The 23324-nt window shown below is 38.6% G+C and carries 24 protein-coding genes; 20 read left to right on the top strand and 4 right to left on the bottom strand.

What is annotated here, in order from left to right; all coding sequences use genetic code 11:
- The first annotated feature begins 8 nt into the window (after window positions 1-8).
- From FZC76_RS12890 to FZC76_RS12840, 11 genes are all read left to right on the top strand, one after another.
- Entirely contained in the window at window positions 9-1358 is a 1350-nt protein-coding gene (locus FZC76_RS12890) for a sensor histidine kinase (protein WP_187442064.1), read from the top strand.
- 116 nt (window positions 1359-1474) lie between these two features.
- Window positions 1475-2098 (top strand): YdcF family protein, encoded by a 624-nt coding sequence (locus tag FZC76_RS12885; RefSeq protein ID WP_148988591.1) that lies wholly within the window; start codon window positions 1475-1477, stop codon window positions 2096-2098.
- A gap of 33 nt (window positions 2099-2131) precedes the next feature.
- The gene (locus FZC76_RS12880) at window positions 2132-2716 is read left to right on the top strand and encodes a hypothetical protein (protein WP_148988590.1); all 585 of its coding nucleotides are present in this window, start codon (window positions 2132-2134) and stop codon (window positions 2714-2716) included.
- Window positions 2717-2787: 71 nt separating this feature from the next.
- On the top strand, window positions 2788-3225 hold the full coding sequence (locus tag FZC76_RS12875) for a cell wall hydrolase (protein ID WP_148988589.1): 438 nt from the start codon (window positions 2788-2790) through the stop codon (window positions 3223-3225).
- A 211-nt stretch (window positions 3226-3436) separates the two neighbouring features.
- Window positions 3437-4111, top strand: a complete 675-nt coding sequence (locus FZC76_RS12870) for a hypothetical protein (protein ID WP_148988588.1) — start codon at window positions 3437-3439, stop codon at window positions 4109-4111.
- On the top strand, window positions 4108-4821 hold the full coding sequence (locus FZC76_RS12865) for a hypothetical protein (protein ID WP_148988587.1): 714 nt from the start codon (window positions 4108-4110) through the stop codon (window positions 4819-4821). Before FZC76_RS12870 ends, FZC76_RS12865 begins: the two co-directional genes overlap by 4 nt.
- Before the next feature lie 37 nt (window positions 4822-4858).
- Window positions 4859-5455 (top strand): hypothetical protein, encoded by a 597-nt coding sequence (locus tag FZC76_RS12860; RefSeq protein ID WP_148988586.1) that lies wholly within the window; start codon window positions 4859-4861, stop codon window positions 5453-5455.
- Between the two features lie 642 nt (window positions 5456-6097).
- Complete coding sequence (locus tag FZC76_RS12855; protein ID WP_148988585.1) at window positions 6098-6295, top strand: hypothetical protein; 198 nt, start codon at window positions 6098-6100, stop codon at window positions 6293-6295.
- Window positions 6276-6710 carry a hypothetical protein gene (locus FZC76_RS12850; RefSeq protein ID WP_262372582.1) on the top strand — a complete coding sequence of 145 codons (435 nt, stop codon included), beginning with the start codon at window positions 6276-6278 and terminating at the stop codon, window positions 6708-6710. The genes FZC76_RS12855 and FZC76_RS12850 overlap by 20 nt, the downstream gene beginning before the upstream one ends.
- 236 nt (window positions 6711-6946) lie before the next feature.
- Window positions 6947-8197: a spore germination protein gene (locus tag FZC76_RS12845; protein ID WP_148988584.1), complete on the top strand. Its 1251-nt coding sequence runs from the start codon at window positions 6947-6949 to the stop codon at window positions 8195-8197.
- A 246-nt stretch (window positions 8198-8443) separates the two neighbouring features.
- Complete coding sequence (locus FZC76_RS12840; RefSeq protein WP_148988583.1) at window positions 8444-9607, top strand: Ger(x)C family spore germination protein; 1164 nt, start codon at window positions 8444-8446, stop codon at window positions 9605-9607.
- A 276-nt stretch (window positions 9608-9883) separates the two neighbouring features.
- On the opposite strand, the gene FZC76_RS12835 is transcribed toward FZC76_RS12840, so the two are convergent.
- Window positions 9884-10435, bottom strand: coding sequence for a CBO0543 family protein (locus tag FZC76_RS12835; RefSeq protein WP_148988582.1), 552 nt, complete (start codon window positions 10433-10435; stop codon window positions 9884-9886).
- A 73-nt stretch (window positions 10436-10508) separates the two neighbouring features.
- On the opposite strand from FZC76_RS12835, the gene FZC76_RS12830 reads away from it, so the two are divergent.
- Both FZC76_RS12830 and FZC76_RS12825 read left to right on the top strand, forming a co-directional pair.
- A complete protein-coding gene (locus tag FZC76_RS12830; protein ID WP_316246612.1) occupies window positions 10509-11081 on the top strand; it encodes a hypothetical protein in 573 nt (190 codons plus the stop codon).
- The gene (locus FZC76_RS12825; RefSeq protein ID WP_148988581.1) at window positions 11078-11920 is read left to right on the top strand and encodes an SDR family oxidoreductase; all 843 of its coding nucleotides are present in this window, start codon (window positions 11078-11080) and stop codon (window positions 11918-11920) included. Before FZC76_RS12830 ends, FZC76_RS12825 begins: the two co-directional genes overlap by 4 nt.
- A 34-nt stretch (window positions 11921-11954) precedes the next feature.
- Here FZC76_RS12825 and FZC76_RS12820 read toward each other — a convergent pair whose 3' ends face one another.
- From FZC76_RS12820 to FZC76_RS12810, 3 genes are all read right to left on the bottom strand, one after another.
- Window positions 11955-13385 (bottom strand): dihydrolipoyl dehydrogenase family protein, encoded by a 1431-nt coding sequence (locus tag FZC76_RS12820; protein ID WP_148988580.1) that lies wholly within the window; start codon window positions 13383-13385, stop codon window positions 11955-11957.
- A gap of 16 nt (window positions 13386-13401) precedes the next feature.
- Window positions 13402-14064, bottom strand: coding sequence for a TVP38/TMEM64 family protein (locus tag FZC76_RS12815; RefSeq protein ID WP_148988579.1), 663 nt, complete (start codon window positions 14062-14064; stop codon window positions 13402-13404).
- Between the two features lie 81 nt (window positions 14065-14145).
- Window positions 14146-15009: an EamA family transporter gene (locus FZC76_RS12810; protein WP_148988578.1), complete on the bottom strand. Its 864-nt coding sequence runs from the start codon at window positions 15007-15009 to the stop codon at window positions 14146-14148.
- A gap of 258 nt (window positions 15010-15267) precedes the next feature.
- Between FZC76_RS12810 and FZC76_RS12805 the strand changes: the two genes are divergently transcribed.
- The 7 genes from FZC76_RS12805 (at window position 15268) to FZC76_RS12775 (ending at window position 22540) form a co-directional block, all read left to right on the top strand.
- Window positions 15268-15471, top strand: coding sequence for a hypothetical protein (locus tag FZC76_RS12805; RefSeq protein WP_148988577.1), 204 nt, complete (start codon window positions 15268-15270; stop codon window positions 15469-15471).
- A 72-nt stretch (window positions 15472-15543) separates the two neighbouring features.
- Window positions 15544-17439 carry a squalene--hopene cyclase gene (gene shc, locus FZC76_RS12800; protein WP_148988576.1) on the top strand — a complete coding sequence of 632 codons (1896 nt, stop codon included), beginning with the start codon at window positions 15544-15546 and terminating at the stop codon, window positions 17437-17439.
- A gap of 115 nt (window positions 17440-17554) precedes the next feature.
- Window positions 17555-18532 (top strand): YncE family protein, encoded by a 978-nt coding sequence (locus FZC76_RS12795; RefSeq protein WP_148988575.1) that lies wholly within the window; start codon window positions 17555-17557, stop codon window positions 18530-18532.
- Window positions 18529-19212: a response regulator transcription factor gene (locus tag FZC76_RS12790; protein WP_148988574.1), complete on the top strand. Its 684-nt coding sequence runs from the start codon at window positions 18529-18531 to the stop codon at window positions 19210-19212. Before FZC76_RS12795 ends, FZC76_RS12790 begins: the two co-directional genes overlap by 4 nt.
- On the top strand, window positions 19209-20594 hold the full coding sequence (locus tag FZC76_RS12785) for a sensor histidine kinase (protein ID WP_148988573.1): 1386 nt from the start codon (window positions 19209-19211) through the stop codon (window positions 20592-20594). Before FZC76_RS12790 ends, FZC76_RS12785 begins: the two co-directional genes overlap by 4 nt.
- Before the next feature lie 73 nt (window positions 20595-20667).
- Window positions 20668-22047, top strand: coding sequence for a PepSY-associated TM helix domain-containing protein (locus FZC76_RS12780; RefSeq protein ID WP_148988572.1), 1380 nt, complete (start codon window positions 20668-20670; stop codon window positions 22045-22047).
- Window positions 22048-22066: 19 nt separating this feature from the next.
- Complete coding sequence (locus FZC76_RS12775) at window positions 22067-22540, top strand: FixH family protein (RefSeq protein ID WP_148988571.1); 474 nt, start codon at window positions 22067-22069, stop codon at window positions 22538-22540.
- Window positions 22541-23324 lie beyond the last annotated feature (784 nt).

Here is a 23324-nt window from a genome sequence, read left to right as displayed (position 1 = left end):
TTACCCTCATGAAGAAAAAAGAAATGCCCATAAAGAAGCAATTTTTAGTCAACTATACTCTTTTGTTTCTTATTCTATTAGTGATTGGTGCCGTGACTTTGATTGCCAATACTATTTATGTGGAGTCAGTGTACGAGGAAGTGGATCAAGAATTTTTTCAAGAACTGTATGAAGACATAGAGCGGGAAGGACTTGAAACCTCTTTTCAAAAGCATGAATTACCTGAGAATGCCTATCTTGAAATCGTCAGTCGGGACTATAGGGTTGTTAAACAATATAACAGCCCAAATGAAGCTGGCTATCAATACGAACCTAATGCCTTCTTAAGTGAAATAGATCATTATGAGACAGATCTCATTATTCCTAGTAACGGAGAGGAGTATCTCTTATTATATTTACCTGTAGAAAGATTTTTTCTCGATGTATTCTTGTTTACTGTTCTCTTTTTCACGATTTGTTTACTTTTTATTTTGCGTTGGTATGTAAAACGTACTTCCACTCAGATTATCGAGCCGGTTGAAAAGCTTCTGACCGGTGTGGATAGTATTATAAAAGGTAATTATGAAACAGAAATTCAATTTCAGGCAAATAAGGAGTTGAATCAACTAAAGGAGAATATTAACAGGATGGCTGCAAAAATTGGAGAGGAAATTAGCTTGAAGGAGCGTTCAGAGTTACTGAGAAAACAATTGATTTTAGACATTTCCCATGACCTAAAAATACCACTTATGAATATTCAAGGGTATGCAGAAACCTTATCCCAATTTCCTTCTCTCAGCCACGAAGAGCGACAACAATATTCTTCCATCATCATGTCCAATAGCACAAAAGCCAACCGGTTGATTCAAGATCTCTTCGATCTATCCCAGCTCGATATGGGTGCGAGCTGGGTTGCCTTGGAGGATCAAAACCTTACAGAAGTAATCAGAGATATATTCACTTCGTTTGTGAATGAACTCGAGGCAAAAGGCATTCACTACGATGTGGAAATCCCCGATGATTTGATGACAGTGAAACTGGAGGTTCATCTTTTCGAAAGGGCACTAACCAATATTCTTCAAAATTGCATAGCTTATGGAGGTAAACTCCTTGCTGTATCGTTAAGGGAAGATGACAAACATGCTATTCTTATTATAGAAGATAAGGGGAAAGGAATTCCTAAAGATTATCATGAGAAAGTGTTTGAGCCTTTTATCCGCGTGGATGAATCCCGCAGTACATACACTGGAGGAACAGGACTTGGACTGGCCATCGCCAAAAAGATTATTACACAACATCATGGAATCATTCAAATAGATCCCGACTACACAGAAGGTTGCCGCTTTGTGATTATGATTCCGTTAAGTGCAGAAAGCTGACTTGAAAGCTTTTTCTGAAAAACAATAATTAATAGACCGATTTATAAAGGAATCCAAGGTTCGATGTATAATGTATTAAAGAGAGCGTTTGACATGAGCCACCATGGAGGAGAAGCATGAAGATTTTTATTTCACAATTGGATTCCAGTAAACTGACAGACCAGCAGATGACAGACCTGCTTTTTAGAAATATAAAAGACGACAACAAAAACGGAGAATGCATTTTTGTGGCAGGCAGCAGCAGGGCGGTGGAGTACCGCTTACCACCAGCGGTTCAGCTTTATAAGGAAGGAAGAGCTGGCAAGATTTTGTTTTCTGGTGGAGTCGTTTGGGATGATACCGGTTTGACAGAAGCCCAGAGGCTTGCCGAAAAAGCCATGGAGCTTGGAGTTTCGGCCAACGATATCCTGATTGAAAACCAGTCTCTCCACACAAAGGAAAACGTACTCGCGTCCCTGTTGGTATTGGACAGAGCTTTTTATCTACATAAAATAAACCGCCTGCTTGTAGTGACAAGCCATTACCATATGAGGCGGATAAACCTCACGCTTCAGACCTATATGCCGGATTGGATCGACTATTCCCTGTGTCCAATCAACGATAAGTCCACAAGGGAAGAAAATTGGTCCCTCAATCCACATGGCAGGCAACGGGTGGAGGCAGAGTCTGCTAAGCTGATCAGTTATGTAAAACAGGGAATCATCATCGATCAGGAGTTAGAATTTACAAATTACCCATAAGGTGACATTTCATTGAACATCAGGAGGTACACATTGAAAAAAAACATCTCATTTCAATTTCCAATCGAAAAGAAAGATTACACCGAGTTATTTCAATACATGCCGTATTTTAAATCAATTTTTAAGATGGCCACTGTGGGGAACTTAGTTGCACTCTTTTTATTTTGTGGCTACAACATTATCGCCAACCTTCAGATCGCACAAGACGGCACTCAATTTCTTATTTTGAATATTGTTACCGTCATTATTGGATTTGTCATGTACTATGTCATTCTTTTTTTAATCCGTTTATTCTTCAGGAAGATTATTGAGAATAGAAGCAACAAACTCCATTCGTTATATTTTGGCTCCAATTCTAACTATCTTGTTGGGTTTGACCCTCGTTTTGATTCCTTTATACTCGGTAAGGAAAAGATGAAAATTCCTGCTGACCAATCCTTAACCGTCATTGAAACAGAACGTAATTTATTGTTTTATGTAGGCAAAGGAAAAGGTAAGGATGATAAATTCTTAATATCAAAAGCAGGTTCTTCTCCTGACCATCTGCTAAAGCTCGAACGGGTCACAAATCTGTTAGAAGAGAAGGAACTCACCATTCAAACTGCAAAACCAATCTAATATTACCGGTTTTTGAAAATATCAGAAACCAATCTAGGCGTTTTTTCATACTATGGTGTTGAGGTGAAATTATGGCTAGAGTTAAGTTTACAGAATCAGATGTAGCGTTGGTGGCAAGGATGATGAGAGCGGAAGCAGAAGGTGAAGGCAAGCAAGGTATGCTCTATGTTGGAAATGTTATAACCAATCGTGCAGTAGCCGATTGTTTGGATTTCAAAGAAGTTAGAACCATTCCACAAGTCATTTATCAAGTGCAGGGCGGAAATTATTCATTTGAAGCGGTTCAAAAGGGTAATTTATTTTATAACAGGGCAAGATCAGTGGAAAAAAACTTAGCTAGAAAGACGTTGACTTCTTGGAGAGAACATCCAGCAAAATACGCATTATGGTATTTCAATCCTTATGCTCCATGTCCTCCAACCTGGTATAACCAACCTTTTTCCGGTCAATTCAAGCAGCATTGTTATTACGAACCGATTGCCGGGACATGTGCTAGTGTTTATTCGTAAAGTAAAATTTCATTACTTATCAGGAACTCAACGAAGGCTTTATTGAGTTCCTTTTTTATTTCCTGTTATTGGGTTCATCATACAGTTAATGGTAGAATAATAGGGAGAGATTTACAGGAGGATGGGAGTGTGAATATTGGATTTTTATTTGGAGTATGAGGGGAATATTATCGATTTGATTTGTGTCATTTTTGCATAGGGAATTATTACTTTGATTAGTGTTCGTATTTACCGTCTGCAGAATGAGGAAAAACGACCGAGAATATGGAAAATAATCATTGCTGTTTTGTTAGGACTATTTTCATTTTCATTCACTTTTCCGCTGTTTAATGAACCTTATTCCATTGCCATTCTTCCGCTCGGAGTTTGGATATTGTATGGACTATTGAATAGAAAAGACCGTTGGGAAGCTTACCGAAAATATGCTTGGACAGGATTTGTGGGAAATTACATCTTTTTAGTGACGGCTCTTCTTGCCATTGGATTAGCTGCTGTGTTTTATCCGGAAGATGAAGTGCGGACGTATCTCACAGATGTTTCAGAAGTGGAATTGTTGGTGACTCATCCTTCTGGAGAAGATGTGACAATAAATGAAGAAAAGTTTGATGACTCCCTATCTACTTTTAAATACGAGAGCTCAAACGTCATTCAATGGTATGAAGAAATCAGAGAGCAAAAGTGGCCAGAAGCAGAGAGTGAAGTGCCAGTCGAAATTCAAGAGAAATTTCCTTACCTGTTAACAGGCGTAAAAACGAAAACTGGTGAGAAGATTCAAGTTTATGTGGAACATGACGGTAAGGGATTGCTTGTTACCACGAAGAAAAAGCAGCATTACTATAAATCAAAGACGGCTTCCTTTTTAGAAGAAAGGGGGAATGCTCAATGAGTAGAAAAGCAATCTTCCTGTTATTCAGTGTAGGTGCTTTAATTGCAGGCATTATAATAACGTACATAACGATGACACCGAAAGCATTCTATTCGAAAGGTGAAATCATTAAAAATATGGATTACCTAACTCAGGAAATGAAAGTTCAAGATGTAATTCAATTGGATGAGAAAACTTACTTTGTTCCGCTTTTTTCAGATGAAGGGGCTTATGGTTCTAGCATCTGGGTTTGGAATGGTTGGAAATGGGAATGTGTGGGTGCAACGACTGCTTCTGATCCTCAAATAGTAGTAAATGAGGGGAACTCTTATATTTATTGGAATGTTCATCCCAAGGACGAGGTACGTGAATGGGTGTTTTATTTAACATCGGAGCGGAATTATTCTGTGACGTCGGTAGGGGATACGAATCAAGTAGAAGTTTATTATCCTAAGATCCAGATGAAACAATCCAAAGAGTTAGGAAAAGAAAGTTATGGATATATAAAAGTTCCAATTGAATGGGAAGAAGTTATAGGATCATTTAATTCATATCCAGCTGACACAGGTTTTATTCCTTCGAGCCATTCTTATATGATGCAATGGCAGGCAGTGAATCGCAGCGGTGATTATATCCTTCTTGAACATACCTATCGAAATGGTGGTGAAGGATACAGTACCGGAAATTATGTTAAACATATGCATCAGCTATATCCTGAGAATTTGGAGTAGGGATGAACGTTATTAGATAAGATTTGAGGTAATAAAAATGTTTCAACAATCAAGCAAGCAGTATTATATTTTGGTGTTTCTATTAGTTATTGCTGTATTCTATGGATTTCAGAAGCATGTGGAAGTGAATAAACAACAAGATTTTTTGGAACCGCACCTTAAGGAAATGGTAGGGAACCTCCAATTGGAGACTAATACTACTTCGGTTATCATGCAAACAGTTATGAATGAAAATGAAATTCCTTACGCACAATGGGTTCAATTGAAGAATGGCTTCAAAACTATAGAGGATGCTAGCTATGAAATAGAAAAGCTGGCCAAAGCGATTTATCCAAGGCATTCTGATGGGTTACAGTTTGCGACTAAGACTAGTGCTAATTTAATTGCAGGAGAGCTAAGATATTTGGAGGACACCTTGCTAGAAGAAGACATGGACAGATTGGATACAGTCACTTTTCCTAAGGAAATGGAAGCGACCTTAGTCCGCATACATGATACAGTAAAAGGGTGGAATGATGCAACGTCCCCTTTTATTGGTTTGCCAAGTAATTTAATCGACCAAACAGATTGGGTAGAGTTGTTAAAAGAGATGGAAGATGATTCAATTGCGTATCAGGAGAGTTATGGGAACTAAGATTATATGTTTTCACTTGTTAAGATATTGATGTGGGGGAGGTTCTGTTGATGGGCCTCTCTTTTTTATAGGTTCTATACGCCCGAAGCGCTTTGAAATGAAGCTGAAATGTCTAATAGAACGATTCTATACGCCCGAAGCGCTTTGGAATTAAGCTGAAATGTCTAATAGAACGATTCTATACGCCCGAAGCGCTTTGGAATGAAGCTGAAATGTCTAATAGAACGATTCTATACGCCCGAAGCGCTTTGGAATTAAGCTGAAATGTCTAATAGAACGATTCTATACGCCCGAAGCGCTTTGGAATTAAGCTGAAATGTCTAATAGAATGGTTCTATACGCCCGAAGCGTTGTGAAATGAAGCTGAAATGTCTAATAGATCGGTTCTATACGCCCGAAGCGCTAAGAAACCAGGTTAAAATGTCTAATAGAACGATACTAAACGCCCGAAGCGCTAAGAAACCAGGTTAAAATGTCTAATAGAACGGCCCTATACGCCTGAAGTATCACGTATACTGGTTCAACTGTCTAATAGAAGTGATTTCAACGAATAAACTATAAAATGACAGAATATTAAAAAAACGAAACTTTTTATAAATAAAATCGTATTAGTATATATAAGATCCAAAGGAGGAGTCTCACATGATCTGGTTATTTATCATCGTACCAATAGTGCTACTAATTGGAATTACTATTTATATGGATAAAAAGAATAAAGGAATGGGCTCGGTTCCGGATGTGAACAGAGGCAATCAAAATATTGAATCAGAAACAAATAGATATCAGTTTAACCAATTTAACAATCATGGTGGTGGAGGCGATGGCGGAGGATCAAACTAATATGGAAGCCATCCAAGCAAACCATAATAACTTGAAAATCCTGCAAGCTTCCAAAGACCGTTTTGGAAGCCATCTTCAGCTTGAAGTCATGTTTCCTGAGTGTACTATAGTAATTAGGTGGGGGCTTGATGAAACGGATTATTTAAGAATTATAGAAATTGTTAACAGTAATTATTTTGATAGCCTAGAACAAGGGTATCATTATGAGTTACTCCCTTATGTTGGTGTAAGCATTGACCAACCAAACGGTAAGCAAAAGTTTCTTGCAAACCTCCGTTGCGTTCAAGGGAAAAAGGCTGCAAGAATTGAATTTGAATGCTCCGATAGGTTTGCGGGAAATTTAGAATGGTTTAAAAAGGAAGTAAGATGTTCACAAGATTTGGAGCATCTTAGATGGGAGAAGTTTAGAGTATGAAAAACGAAAGGTTTTACTGTTTGGTTAAAAGCTACATAGGATTCCTAAGAAGCTAAAAAATGCATGCATATGTGTGCATTTTTTTTATTAGCTTTTCTGCACATTCCCTCATAATCCATCCCCACCTTATTTACAAACACTTTCCTGAATAAAAAGAGGAATAAGTAAAATAATACTCCGTAGTACAGTCGAAAGTATTTAATCAGTCAGAGACTTAACAAGAATGAGGTAATCGTGTGTTTACTAAGAGACCTTCTCGGGGCAGCAAACAGATCCAATCAGTAATGAAGCCAAACTATGAAGAATATTTGAAGAAGAAAATCCAAGTAGATGATTCAACCATTCCAAAAGACCAAAAATCTTTTCAGGATATTATTAAACATGTTTTTGAAGATGTAGGTGATTTTCAAGCCAGGTATATCTCTATAGGCGATGAATCAGGAATGTTCATCTATTACATCTCTGAAATAACGGATGTAACTAAGTTAGAAGAGCAACTTCTACTCTCGGATGAACTCCAAGTAGGGGCATTAAAGGAACATATTCAAAGCATCGGATACTTTCATGCAGATTCTTGGAAGTCATGTATTCAAGGATGCTTAGATGGGCATGTAATCATTCATTTACCAGGGGAAGTACCATTCTTAGTGAATTATGTGAAAAAAGAACAAAGAAACGTAACAGAGCCGACAACGCAGTACCAGGTATATGGACCGAAAATTGGTTTTATTGAAGATAGCAGAACAAATATCTCTCTTATTCGTAAGTTGATTAAGGACCCAAGACTGAAATTAAAAGAATTTACATTGGGAACTTTAAGTCACACCCACGTAGGACTATTGTATTTAGATGAATATGTCGACCCGGATCTGCTGAAGCTTGTTATTAGTAGATTAGAAAATCTGACTATGGAGCAGTTAAACGATGGGGGAGAGCTTGCAAAAAAAATAGTAGATCATCCCCTTTCCATTTTCCCCCAAGTTTATGAAACAGAGAGACCAGATTATACCTCCATTGCGTTAGCGCAGGGAAAGATTGTGTTGGTCGTAGATAATTCCACTTTCAGTGTTGTACTGCCAGCGACCTTGTTTAATCTCATTGAAATAAGTCCGGATAATTTTCGGATGGCATTGGATAACTCTTTTATACGTATGTTAAGAATTGTGTCCATATTAGTAGCGACCATTCTTCCAGCACTATACGTGTCTTTAGTAGGGTATCATCCAGAACTGCTTCCTACCACATTGGCCTTAACGATAGCGGATTCTAGAAATAACATTCCTTTTCCTATTTACTTGGAAGCAATAATGATGATTTTTGCTTTGGATGTTTTAGTAGAAGCAAGTTTAAGGTTACCCAGTTTTGTAGGACAGACCATTGGGATTGTTGGAGATTATTACATTGGTTCAATCCATAACTCCTGGTACTGGCTTATTAGAAAGAATGGACCTGTTATTTTTAGGATTTTGGGTCATTTCTTTTGTTAAAGTAGCCTGTATTCTGTATTGGTTCTCCATCTATTTGTTAGAACAATTATTTCCCAAGGTGAAAAGGGGACAATTTATTTTATGCATTACTCCACTGTTTTTTATCTATGCCAACTGGGTACCTTTTCAATTTATAGAAGGATGGCAAGTTTATAATGTTAATGTCATAGTAGCTTCATTCCTAGTTCCTTGTCTCCTGTTGCTCTTTGTGTTACTTAAACACCGTAACTCTCGGGAGATGGTTTCATGATTGTCAAAAAAGTAATATGGTTGATGGCTTTTTTGTTGATGTTAAGCGGTTGCAATGATATGCGAGAAATTGACCAAAGAGGGATGGTATTAGGAATATCTATTGATCAAGGTGAAGAAAAGAAATATAAAATAAGCATACAGTTACCGATTTTAGGAAAGGGTCAAAACGGTGGTAGTCCTGCCAAGTCAGAGGAGTTTGAGGTGCTGTGGAGTGAAGGAGATACAGTATGGGAAGCTCTGAGCAATCTAGAATCTAAAACACCGAATGTGTTATTTTTTGGTCATCTTAAGGTCATTGTAATTTCAGAAAAAATTGCTGCTTCAAGCATCAACGGTTCGTTAGACTTGGTGGACAGAATTCCCGACATAGGAAATAAAGTATTTCTATTAATAAGTAAAGATGAAGAAGCAAGCAAATTTTTAGAAACAGAATCCTCTTTGGTAAAGTTACCAGCATTGTATGTTAATCAGTTCTTCCGTGCTGACAAAAAACTTGCACGATCACAGCCAGTGAGGGTTTTTCAATATAGGCGGGATCGAAACACGGTGTCCTCATCAGCGATAATTCCTATTGCCCAAACCATTGATAGTGAGATAATTATTGAAAATATGGCAGTGCTAAAAGAAGACACATTAGTGGAAGTATTGCTAGGAAATGAAGTGGCAGCAAGTCAGTTGATAAAAGGTGAAAAAGTGGAAGAAATGAATTATGTCACAGAAATTGAATCAAAAGAAAAACTAGTATCTGTCTCACTTTCTAGAATAATGCTAGAAAGTAAAGTGGAATTTCAAAAGGTCTCTCCTATAACCTTCGATATTCAAGTCTCGGGGGAAGGGAACATTGTCGAGCTTTCCGCTGGCGAAACATCCAAAGACTTTATCAAAAAGCTGGAGGCTAAACTTAATCAAGATTTGAAAACGGATATTATCCAAACCATAGAAAAAATGAAAAATGCAAATGCGGAACCATGGCTACTGGGACAGAAAATATGGATAAAGGATCAAACACTCTTTGATTCGTTAAGATGGAAGGAAGAAGGATTCAAAGAGGCTATTTTTAATGTAACCGTCGATTTTACAATAGATACGACAGGACAGAAAGGATTATTTAACAAATCACCAATATATCAAAAATCACCTAGAGATGCTGGTGAGTAATATTAGATACTTATTTAAAGGCTCTGTTAAATATCGCTGTTGATTTACGCACTAGGCTTCGCTTTCCTAGGGGCGTTTGGGGAGCCTCCTCGGCTTGCTTGCGCCTGCGGGGTCTCCCCTGAAGACGCTATCTCCCTCAGGAGTCTTCTCCTATTGCTCCAATCAACAGCTAGGTAACTGCAAAAATCAAGAGTATGGTTTAACAGAGCCTGTTTAAAAGAAACTTATCCTATTGATGGTAAGTTTTTATTTACTTTTTAGGGATTCATAAAATTTCTAGTACCATTTGATAGTTCCATAAGCCTCTCTAGTTGTTAGCCAATTCGCTATAAGATAAATTAGCATATATATTGGTACCGAGAAAAAATATTGCCAATTATATGGGTTGTAAACTTTTAGGAAATAAACAAGGGGCTCCCCTACATAGGCAGTCAATACACCAAAAACGATAGATTTTATTAATGGAGAAAAGTGCGGTTTGAATTGGATTAAGCTCATTACTACCACCGGCATGAGTGCTAAGTTATAAGGAAGATAAGCCAAAATGAATGGTATCACTTCAAAACGATAAGACCATAAGCCCAGTTGTACACCAAGTGAATCCAAAATGAGTGAAGCCGTCATCACAAAGAAGCCCGCATTTAATAATCGATATCTGCTTTCTTTTTTGTGATAGACAATCCAAAAAAGCCAGGAAAAGAAGGTAAGGGCGACACCAACCCACCAGCGCCAGGTAAATAACACTTCTTGAAACCACAAATCAATTATCTGATTATATAACTCGGATTGCTGTACATTAATTTGATCTATCTTTTGGAGGGTGTTCATGCTTTTCATTCCCTTCTTGAATTAGGACTAACTTAGTATCTGTATACTACAGAAATTTATGAAGTGACCAATAATGATTAATCATTTTAAAGTCATGCATAATAATGAGATGGTTCCAGAGAATAAACATATAAAAGCTCGTAAAACAATGTCTCATCCAAAAGGATATATCATGATTGGACTTATACTAGCTATCCTCCTATTTAATGGAATTGCATGGAAAGTAAATAAAAAATTATCTATAAATCAAATGGTGCACATTTGGTTGTTTACGATTGCCTTCCAGCAAACTCACGATTTGATTGTGGAATTTAAGTATGGGGGATATTGGTATTTTAATAAGGGAGTTGATTGGGCGGGTCTGTTAGCCCATACGGTCTTAATTCCTCCTGTAAATGTCTTGTTTCTAAATTACTTCCCTTTTAATAGGAAGTTTTCTAAACAATTTCTCTACTTCTGTACTTGGGTTGTCCTAATAATTATTTATGAGATTATTGCTGCTCTACCTGAGCCATTAGGTTATTTTAAATATGGATGGTGGAAGTTGCAATATTCCATGATTGAAGATGTAATTTTGCTCTTAATTCTATTAGGATTTTACAAATTCATTGTAAGGCTTGAAAAATCCACTGGAGGAATTCAATGAACATACTTGTTACAGGGTTTAATGGAAAAGTGGGGAAAGAGGTAGCTAGAAATTTAAAAGCAAAAGGGTTATCTTTTAAATGTGCAGTTCGAAATTTGGACAGGGTAAAGAACGCCCAAGATACATATGATTTTGTCTTACTTGATTTTACCAATCCAGACACTTTTAATAATGCCTTAAGCGGAATAGAAAAAATATTTTTGATCTATCCACCAGGGGATGATATTAAGTTTGAAGAGTTTTTGGATCGAGCAAAACAAAAGAAAATAAAGCATATTGTATATTTATCCGTTAAAGATGTACAATTCTTGCCGTTCATCCATCATTATAAAAATGAAAAACTAATTAAAAAATCAGGAATTCCATTTACTTTTATACGTGCTGGGTATTTTATGCAAAATCTAAATGATTTCTTAGGTGGAGAATTGAGAGAGAACCGGCGAATATTTGTACCTGCCGGGAAAGGTAAGACGAGCTTCGTAGACACGAGGGATCTTGCCGAAATAGCTTCTATAGCATTTCAGAATACGGAAGAGCATCAAAATAAGAAATACGTCATTACTGGTGATGTAGCGTTGGACTTTTATGAAGTGGCTGAAATAATGACGGATGTGATGCATGTAAACATTCAATATACTAACCCTTCCGTTAAGGAATTTAAAGAATTTATGCTGAAAAAAGGTGCTAATGAACAATTTGTGAATGTGGTCATAGGTATCCATTTCCCAACTAAACTTGGACTGGCAAAGGGCATCACTAATGAGTATGAAGATATAACGAACATGAAGCCTAGGAAAATGAGGGACTATATAAAGGACTACAAAGAGGAGTGGGTTTAAAATAAGAGTAAGACAGGTTGTCTTACTCTTTGAACTATCTAAACCACCTAATATACTTTTCCATCACTTTCGGTAGAAACCCACCAAACAGCTTTTTTCTCCAAAAGGCATCTGCAGTCCGTTGAACCGCTGCACTATGATTTGGATATGGATGAATGACATTGGAGATGCTGCCGATTTTCTTTTTAAACTGTTTAGAAAACACAACCTCTTGCATCCAATCCCCAGCATGGTTTCCAACGGCATGGGCGCCAATTATTTTGCCTTTTTTATCCGTGATGATTTTTACAAATCCAGTGGTCTGGTGATCGGTAACGAATCGATCAACTTCGGATAAATCCACCTTATATGCATCATAATCCAGCTTTTTTTCTTTTGCTTCTTCTTCGGTCAATCCTAGATGAAATACTTCAGGGGAAGTATAGGTGACCCATGGAACATTAGAATAATCTATCTTTCTTCTTAATCCAATAAGTGCGTTTTGGACGACTTGTTTGCCTTCCATTCCTGCTACATGAGTAAAGGGTAAAGTTCCGTTTACATCTCCTATGGCATAGATGTGGGGGATATTTGTTTGAAGGCGTTCATTCACGTTAATATTCCCTCTGTCATCCGTTTGTACATTGGCTTTATTTAATTGAAGTTTGTCAGAATTAGGTGTTCTTCCTGTTGCAACCAGTATTTCATCGACTTCTAAAGAAAATTCCTGTTTGTCTGGTTCCATGGAAAGGTGAACAACTTTCCCATTTTGACCAGCTTCAATAGATTTAACAGTAGTATTATAGATTAGCTTCATCTCTTTAGAGAGAACATCTTTCATGAGATGCTGTACTTCCTTGTCCTCTTTTACTAAAATACCATCAGACCTCTCGACAACTGTTACGTCACTTCCTAATCTTGCCATCGCCTGAGCCATTTCCATTCCTATCGGACCGCCACCTAACACTAATAGCCTTCTTGGTAATTTGGATAAAGAGAAGATGGTTTCATTGGTGATAAATCCATTCTCTTTCAAACCAGGAATTGGTGGAACAAAGGGCCTTGACCCTGTTGAAATGACAATCCTCTTCCCATAAATAATGTTACTATTGTTCACAATGACTTCGTTCTTAGAGTGAAAAGCCCCCACTCCAATATAGACATCAACCCCTAGTTTACGAAACCGATCGGCATCATCATGTACTTGAATATGGTCAATTGCTTCCTTTACTTTCTTCATGACAGCTTCCATTTGAATATTCCCTGAAACGTGAACTCCGAACTCTTCAAGGGTACGGGCGCTTTTAATACGGTTTGCAATTTCAATTAGAGCCTTGGATGGAACGCATCCAAAATGTAAACAGTCTCCGCCAGGCTGCTCTTCTTTTTCAATTAACGCAACTTTTCCTCCTAAAGAAGCGGCACCGGCGGCTACCGTTAATCCTCCAGCTCCTCCTCCAATGACTATAAGATCATACTTTTTCATGATTCAACTTCACCTCTCACCCTCCATTTTTGGTAAATCCTAATTTTCCACGAACCTTTTTACTGAAAATTAATGGAAGTACACTAATTAAAATAAAAACGATAACTGCTAGGATAATGACAAGTTTATTATCGCCGACAAAACTAGATCCTAGAAAATTGTAAGCAAAAGTACCTGGAATAATCCCAATCACTGTAGCCAATATAAAATGGGACAGCTTGACCTTGGAAAGCCCTGCTAAGTAACTTATCAGGTCAAAGTTGAAAAGAGGAATTAAACGAAGTAAGAGAACATAGAAAAATCCATTTTCCTCCATTTGCGACTGAATCTTTTGGACTCTAACATTGGAAGTTTGATTTTTAATGATTCGTTTGCCAAATTTTTTTGCAACCAGAAAAGATACGATAGCTCCTAGTGTTGCACCAATAATGGTATAGATTGTTCCCCCTATTGCCCCAAATGCAAGTCCTGCTGCTAAAGAGAGAATAGAGGCAGGGAAAAGGATAAGCGGGCGAATCGTATACAAGACGATGTATATAACGGGTGCAAATATACCAAAGGATAGAATCCATTCTCGAATTCCTTCTGGGCTGATATTTAGGTAGTTGTGATTGATGAACAACAAGGTACCTACTAATATCGCAAGAAGTAATCCTTTTAACCAATTTTTTTTCGTCATGGAACCCTTCCTCTCGGTATAATCTTATTTTCTATTATTAACTCAACAGCCCATTGATGAGCAACAAATAAGGTTCAGGAATTAATACTTTCTATTTCCAACGACAATCCCGCCTAAGATAAGACCAACCCCAGCCCATTGATACATACAGATATGTTCTGATAATACTAAGGCTGACATGACTACTGCGACAGGGAGTTCAGAGGCTGTAAGAATCGTCCCAAGGCCTGGCCCCACATGCGGCATTCCGATGGAAAAGAGAAGTGGGGGAAGCACTACACCAAATATACCTAGAATAAATCCATAAGGAGCTATGCCTACTACTGTTGGTAGGTCGACTAAAAAGAAAGGTGGAAACAATATGAACGTAACAACTAAGCCACCGGTGGAAAGAAGAGCACTTTTTTGAATGGCAGGAATGTCCTTACCGATAATACCGCTCAAAAATATAAAAACGGAAAATGTGAAAGCGGAAAGTATTCCCCATACCATACCGTGTAAAGAAATCGATTCTATCTTGTCCCCAAAAAGACCTGCAGCTAAAACAGATCCGGAAAGTAATATCACAATGGAGAGAATCTTACCTGATGTAGGACGTTTCTTATAAAAGATCCATTCCATCAATGTGCCAATCCAAATAAATTGAAACAAACAAATGATAGCAAGGGAAGCTTCTAGTGTTTGTAAGGATTGGTAATACAACAACCCTGTTAGCCCCATCGGTATCCCTGCTAACACAAGCTTTAGTGTTTGCATGACATGTAATTTTTTCTTTTTAATAAACAATGTGACAATCCAAATTATGATGGTACCAATAAACACTTGGCTACCTGTTACTTCACTCATAGAATATCCGGCAGTATAAGCAAGCTTCACGAATGTAGACAGAATACCAAGACAGCAGCCACCCAAAAAAACGATTAACGCGTAATGCCAAGTTTTCATATTATTTACCCTCTTTCATAGATGTGAAATACAAAAAAGCCACACAACTGCCCAAAGACAATTGTGTGGCGAAAATAGAGATATCTCTAGAAAAATCCACAAGAAACCATTTTATTATTCAATTCCTCACCAAATTATACTGGAATGATTGCTTCAAAGCAATGTGAATATTTGGGGTCTCAAAACAACACATTAATAGTTGTTTTTCTAGCAAATTAGGAGCAAAGTTAGAACTAACAGAAGAGGGGGACGGAAAGAATGAATTATAAAAATTCCATATCAGATACAAAGTTAAAAATGGTTCAATTGGAAAGAGAATTTAAGAGGCTGGAAAATTTGAAACAAGAGCAAGATGTCACCACATTACATGATCGATTGATAAGAATTAATAAAGATATCGATGCGTTAATTCTTGAAGCAAATAAGAGAACGGGAAGAGTTAATGAAGGAATGTTGATATAAAGTAGGGTTTGCCTTCTAAATTGTGTAAACGTACATAAGTTTTAGTATGACGTGAACAAAGCGGAGGGACATATGAATCCGGTAGATAAAATAAATGAGAAACTTAAAGATATGATAAGCAACCTTCTCAGTAAGCAAAAGGATAATGGTGTTTGGAACTTTTGCTTTGAAGGAAGCATAATGACTGATGCTTATATGATTATCTTGATTAGAATCCTCGAATTGACTGACGAGGAAGTACTGGTAAAGAGCCTAGTGGAACGGATCAAGTCACAGCAAGAGTCCAACGGAGCTTGGAAAGTGTACCCGGATGAGGACGGAGGAAACCTTAGTGTCACCATAGAGGGGTACTTTTCTTTATTGTACTCAGGATACGTTGCCAAAAATGCCGGCTATATGCGGAAAGCGGAGCGCTTTATTCAAGAAAATGGAGGGTTATCCAAAAGTGATTGGTTGACGAAAATGATGCTGGCGATAACAGGGCAAATCAAATGGCCTAGTATTATAAAAATAATACCGATTGAGATCATGTTACTGCCAAGCCGGTCTCCCATCTCCATCTATCAGTTTGTTGGGTATGCAAGAGCACATTGGATACCCATACTAATCTGTAGTAATCTGAACTATTCCTATGTCCATTCACGAACACCGAACCTCACTCACTTACAGGGAGGAGGAAGTGATGATGAGGATCAACGGCTTTTAGAAGATATGCAGAACCTTCAACTTTATTTTAAAAATGCCCTTAAAAAGCTCGCAGGCTCAACGGAAAATCTCAAGCGAAAAGCTTTTATCAAAGCAGAAGACTATATTCTAGAAAGAATCGAAGAAAATGGAACGTTGTATAGTTATTTCAGTGCAAGTTTTTTTATGGTTTTTGCGCTACTTGCCCTAGGTTACGATAAAAAGAACCCTCTCATTGGAAACGCATTTCAAGGGATGAAAGCCTATCTTTGCAGAAGTGCTGACCAAGTTTTTATTCAAAATTCTCCCTCCACTGTCTGGGATACTGCCCTACTTTCAGCAGCTTTGCAACAGGCTGGAGTACCACATCAACATGCTTCCATCATGAAAGCAAGCAACTATCTATTATCTAGACAACAACAGAAATACGGGGACTGGGCTATTAAAAATCCAGATGTTACACCGGGTGGATGGGGCTTTTCGGATACCAACACCTTTGTCCCTGACATTGATGACACAACCGCTGCTTTGAGGGCTATCACCCCTTTGGCAGGTACAGAAAATCATTTTAAACATGCTTGGAACAAGGGCGTGGAGTGGGTGTTGACGATGCAAAATGATGATGGTGGCTGGTCTGCTTTTGAAAAGAATACGGATAACTATCTATTATCTTTCATCCCTTCCAAATATGAAGACAGGGTACTTTTCGATCCGTCTACTGCTGATTTAACAGGAAGAACTTTATATTTTCTAGGAGAGTATACTACCATGCCTCAGGAGTCCGATGTTTTCCAAAAAGCAAGAGAGTGGTTTGAGCACAATCAGGAGGAGAATGGTTCCTGGTACGGAAGATGGGGAAATTGTTATATTTATGGTACTTGGGCGGCCATTACAGGCTTGAAGGCTATCGGTGTATCAAGTGATAACCCCCTAATCAGCCGTGGTGTGAAATGGCTATTGTCGATACAAAATGAGGATGGTGGCTGGGGAGAATCGTGTGAAAGTGATAGCAAAAAACGTTATGTTCCTTTGCATCACAGCACACCATCTCAAACCGCCTGGGCATTAGATGCTCTCATCTCTGCATCAGAAATTCCAACCCCTAAAATAGAAAAAGGAATGCACTCTCTGTTAAGTTTACTAGAAGCAAGTGATTGGAGATCCATCTATCCAACAGGCGCAGGAATTCCAGGTGGATACTATATCCATTATCATAGTTATAAGTATATTTGGCCATTGCATGCGCTTAGCCACTATAAGAATAAATATTATGAAATTGAATGATGTAAGTGGAAAAGGTGATTCTAATAAACGGAATCATCTTTTTCTTTATACTCACACTTTATTCACATTTTTGAAGTAAAATAAGGGTTAATATTTCTGTTTAGGAGTGTTACGGTTGAGAAATCCTTTTATTATAATTGCCTTTATCATGATGGTAATATTATCAGGGTGTACAAGCTCTGATATTGCATTGCCGAAAATAAAGAACGAAGATTCAGTCCTATATATCAGCCATTTGAAAGAAAATGCTATTACTGCCCTGGATCTATCTACAGGTAGTGAAGAGAAAGTAAGTTTGCCCATCCGGTTTTCAGCTATTGTGGAAATTAAATCAGGGATATATGTGGCTTCTGTCAAGGAAGAAGAAAGCCTCTATGAAATCAATATTAAAGAAAATAAAGTTTCTCCATACATGGATATAGACGCGGGAATTCTTGAATTAACATATGATCACGAAAGTGGATATCTTTACACGGCAAATGGAAAAACAAATCACATACAAGTGATCGATGTGGAGAAGAAAGAAATTATGGAAGAAATAAGTGTTGGTGAGTATCCATCAAAAATGGTACACCATGGACAGCGTTTATTTGTGCTTGCTGCCGGAAGTGGGCAAGTGTATGTGTTGGACACTTCTACGCATAAAATGATGAACTCTTTTTTGGTGAATGAGAGGCCGGAAGGATTGCACTTTGACGGCAAAAATATATGGACAGGCGGCCATGGTGCTACAGGTGAAATGAATGAAAATGTATTCGCCTATGACCCGGAAACAGGAAAGGAAGTAAAATCTGTGACAACCGGACTAATGCCCATTCAGATTTCACAGGTGAACAAAAATTCCTCCATATATGTACTTAGTCATGGGGATCACAGCCTGACAAAATTTAACTCAGACACCTATGAGGTAGAAAAGAAAATAAACGTCGGAGATAATCCGAGCTATATGATTTCAGATGGAACCTACTTGTATGTTTCGAGTCTAGATGGAGATGAGATACTTGTACTAGATCAAGATAGCTTGGATGTTCTAAACAAGTATTCCATTTCGAATGGTCCCTATCTTTTATTTAAAGGAGGCGAGGGAGAATGAAGGACGCCTTTCAAGTATTGGTGGTAGACGATGAAGCGGATATGAGGGAAATGCTAGACATGTATCTTCAGAAGGAAAACTATCAAGTACTTCATGCCGAAAATGGAGAAGAGGCGCTTGATTTACTTTACGATCACGAGGTGGATCTCATCATCCTTGATGTAATGATGCCAGTCATGGACGGCTTTACTGCCTGTAAAAAAATCCGTGAAAAATACATGATACCGATCCTCATGCTGACAGCTAAAAGTGATGAATGGGATAAGGTTAGAGGCTTGAAGCTCGGAGCGGATGATTATGTAATGAAACCTTTCAGTCCTAAGGAACTTTTGGCCAGGGTGGAGGCCTTACTTCGCCGCTCCAATCAAGCATTCTTTGATGTGGTCTCCCTTTCTGAAATAACGGTTCAGAAAAGCGCCCGGCAAGTGCTTGTGGGAGGGGAACGGGTGAACCTTGCGAGAAGGGAATATGACCTCTTACTATTTTTAATGGAGCATGAAGGAAAAGTATTTTCAAGAGAACAGCTGCATGATGTCATTTGGGGGCTAGATACCGAAAAGGGCTCATTCCGTACAGTCGATACTCATGTGAAGACATTGAGATTTAAACTTAAAGATGCTGGAGCAAAAATAAAAACAGTATGGGGCATTGGCTATAAGTTTGATGGAGAAGATACATGAAGACCTTATCCATTCGTAATAAAATCTGGTTAACCATCCTATCTGTATCTTTACTGACTATCATCCTTGTAGGGGGAGTCTCCTATTATCTTTATCAAACCTTATATATTGAAAAGCAGACTGATATGTTGATCAGGCAAGGTCAAACCTTGGAACAGGTTTACTATGAAGAGAGTCGGGAGGCATTTTTAGATCGGCTGGACTGGTTGGAGCTCAGTTCAGAAACTTCTATTATTTTTTCAGATGATCCTATGCAGCTTGCTAGTGGGGCTCCTTTTGATTCATTTGCTGAAGAAAACCTAATTACGTTTGGTGAAAGGCAAGAATTGATGAAAGGAGAGACCTTAACCTTTACCAAATACCATACAGCGTTGGACCAGGAAATCCGTGCAGTAGTTCTTCCGTTAAGAACAAATGATAGACTGGAAGCCGTTATTTTCCTATATATGCCACTTACAGCAATTGCAGAAGCTTTTCAGCCAATTAGAAATTTGCTGTTGATTGGAATGGTCTTACTGATTCTGCTTCTTACATATGTTGGAACGAAAATGACTAATAGGATTGTTCGTCCCATTAAGCAGATGGAGAAAGTAGCAAAAGACATTGCCCAAGGGAATTTCTCTAAAAGATTATCTATAACAGGCGATGATGAGATTGCAAGCCTTGGCAGGTCCATTAATAAGATGTCATCAAATCTTGATGAAGTCGACAGGAACAGACGTGAATTTTTGGGCAATGTATCCCACGAGTTAAGGACGCCAATCAGCTATCTTAAAGGATACAGTGAAGCATTGGAAGAGGGCATCATTCCCACTGAAAAATTTGCAGAAACGATAAAGAAAGAAACGAATAGAATGGACCGACTTGTTCATGATCTGTTGGATCTTGCTCAACTCGAGGGAGACTCGTATCCGATGAACAAGGAACCGGTCATTCTTGCCGAACTAGTAAAAGAGGTGCTAGGCCGCTTGCGTTTAAAGCTTGATGACAAAAATCTTGCAACAGAAGTCCAACTGGATGAAGGAGTCGTCGTAAATGGCGATTATCGGAGACTTGATCAAGTAATAGAAAACCTTTTGAGCAATGCAATAAAATTCACCGCTAATCACAGGACGATTCGAATTTCAGTCGAAGAAGGAAAAACAATGGGAGTCCTGAAAATGGTGGATGAAGGAATCGGGATACCAGAAGAGGACCTACCCTTTATTTTTGAAAGGTTTTACCGAGTCGAAAAAGCCCGGACAAGGAAAAGTGGTGGAACAGGATTGGGACTTTCCATCGTGCAACAAATTGTCAGCAAGCATGATGGAAACATCAAAGTGGATTCACAGCTTGGTAAAGGCACGGCTGTCACAGTAGAAATTCCATCGTTCATTTTTTAATCATCCTTCATTCTTTCTTCACAATTGCCCGTCAGAATGTAAGCATACGAAGAAAATTTGAAGGAGTATGCTTATGGAGAATACGACAAATCAAGATAAAAGCAAAAATCAAACCAGAAATGGCCTCTATCAAACCATGTGGAGATGGCATTTTTATGCTGGAATCATTTTTGCTCCTTTTTTAATCATTCTGGCATTTAGTGGTGCCGTTTACTTATTTAAACCTCAGATTGAATCCTTTATGTATCAGGATCTATATTACGTGGAAGAGACAAAGGCGACAACCTTGTCCGTTAATTCTCAGGCTGAAAAAGTCCGCGAAGAATATCCTGGTGCTTCTATTAGCGGAGTGTCCATTTTGGGTGAAGAAGACCGTACGACTAAGTTTTCTACCATGCAAGATGGTCAACCTGTCAGTGTTTTTGTAGATCCCTATTCCGGAAAGGTAATGGGAGATCTTCCTGTTGAGAAAGAATTGATGACGATCTTTGTGAAATTGCACAGTGAACTGCTAGTAGGAGGGACTGTAGCGAACCGTCTTGTGGAGCTTGCTGCTTGCTGGGCTATTATTCTTATTTTAACAGGACTTTATATTTGGTGGCCGCGTAACCGTGCCTCCATTTGGGGAACGGTTCTCCCAAGATTAAGAAGCAAAGGTCGTGTGTTCTGGCGTGACATGCATGCCGTACCAGCATTCTGGCTGTCTATTGGACTATTGGTCTTAATTTTGACAGGGCTACCATGGTCAGGTGTCATGGGGGAGCAAATTAATCGTTTGGCAACAGCGACGAATACCGGATATCCGGCATTCTCTTTTAGCTTCGGACCGAAGCCAGAATCCGTTACCGTGACAAAGGATGTTGCAGAAGATGTACCATGGGCTGCTGAGAATGTTCCCGTTCCTGCATCGGAAAATAATCAATATGTACCATTAACTCTTAATGACGCCGCAGGAATTGCGGAAATGAATAATGTTCAAAAGCCATATTCCATCTCCATGCCTCAAGGGGAAACTGGAGTGTATACAATTTCCACATCCCACTCCAAGCCGTATGATAATGCTACGTTGCATGTAGATCAATATAGTGGAGCGGTACTGACAGATGTCAGGTATGCGGATTATGGAATGATGGGGAAAGCAATCACACTCGGAATTGCCCTTCACGAAGGGAAATTATTTGGCTTGGCTAATCAGCTTATAGGACTTTTACTCTGTATCGGGCTGATTGGCATGATGGTAAGTTCCCTGATTATGTGGCGAAAAAGAAAGCCGGAAAACGGGTTAGGTGCTCCAGGTAAACATGTAGATATTAAGATAAAAAGAGCCGTTACCATTATTATGCTACTTTTAGGACTTGTCATGCCGTTGGTTGGAATCTCTATTATCGTGGTGCTTTTATTAGATAAACTTGTATTTGTTAGAATAAAACGTCTAAAAGCCTGGTTAGGGTAAGAAAGGTGTCTTGTTTAAAATGAAGAAATTATTGTTAGTTGTTGTTCCGTTTTTATTACTGTTAGTCGGGTGTACAAGTGCACCTGAAGAGGAAACATCGATGGAAATCGTAGAGGTTGAAATGGAACTTCCAGAAAACGTGAAAGAACAAGAGGAAGTTGCGGTTAAGACCTTAGTGACGCAAGGCGATGAAAATGTGGCAGATGCCAAAGAAGTGCAATTTGAGATTTGGAATGTGGAAAAAGGAAAAGAAAGCAGTGTCCTTCTTGATGCAGAACATGTTGGTTATGGAGTATACGAAGTGAAGCATTCTTTTGAAGAAAAAGGAGTTTATCGTGTGCAATCCCATGTGACAGCTCGTGACATGCATGTGATGCCTACCAAGCAAATGGTGGTTGGGGATCTCAGTCAAGAAGAAATTGATGCTATCTTGGCAAGTGAAGAAGAAGAGGAAGAACATGAAGATGATGGAGATCATGGCCATCATCATTAACATTTATTAACCATTCGGGTGTAAAACTCGAATGGTTTTTTTAATGGAATGCTCGATTTGTTGGGATGAAGACCTCGGTGACGTGAAAAAAGGAGGAGAGGTGTCCTCATCGCCGTTATGAAGACCTCAGTGACGAGAAAAAAGGAGGAGAGGTGTCTTCATAACCGTTATGAAGACCTCGGTGACGTGAAAAAAGGAGGAGAGGTGTCCTCATCACCGTTATGAAGACCTCAGTGACGAGAAAAAAGGAGGAGAGGTGTCTTCATCGCCGTTATGAAGACCTCGGTGACGTGAAAAAGGAGGAGAGGTGTCTTCATCGCCGTTATGAAGACCTCAGTGACGTGAAAAAAGGAAGAGAGGTGTCCTCATCGCCGTTATGAAGACCTCGGTGACGAGAAAAAAGGAGGAGAGGTGTCCTCATCGCCGTTATGAAGACCTCAGTGACGAGAAAAAAGGAGGAGAGGTGTCTTCATCACCGTTATGAAGACCTCGGTGACAATAAAACTTTATTAAAATGTCATAGATGAAGCGTAAAGGTAAGAACCGGCCAAGGCCACTATTTCAATGCTATGCGAAAAGCGAGAAACGTCCTAAGAGAGATTAAAATCTTCCTTTGGACGTGATTTTAGGTCGCGTTAGCGATTTTGTTCTTGAAAAAGTTCCATTCTTATAGGAATAAATGAATTTTTTTCACTTGATATACTTTACTATGTTAATAGAGCACCGCGTAAAGATGTGAGTGTCTAAGAAACTAGTAGAGGAGGATTACTTACATACTTATAAT

Source organism: Sutcliffiella horikoshii, assembly GCF_008180725.1.
Classification (GTDB): Bacteria; Bacillota; Bacilli; order Bacillales; family Bacillaceae_I; genus Sutcliffiella_A; species Sutcliffiella_A horikoshii_B.
Note: the sequence above shows the minus strand (reverse complement) of the source record. Positions and strands in the feature narration are given on the sequence as shown.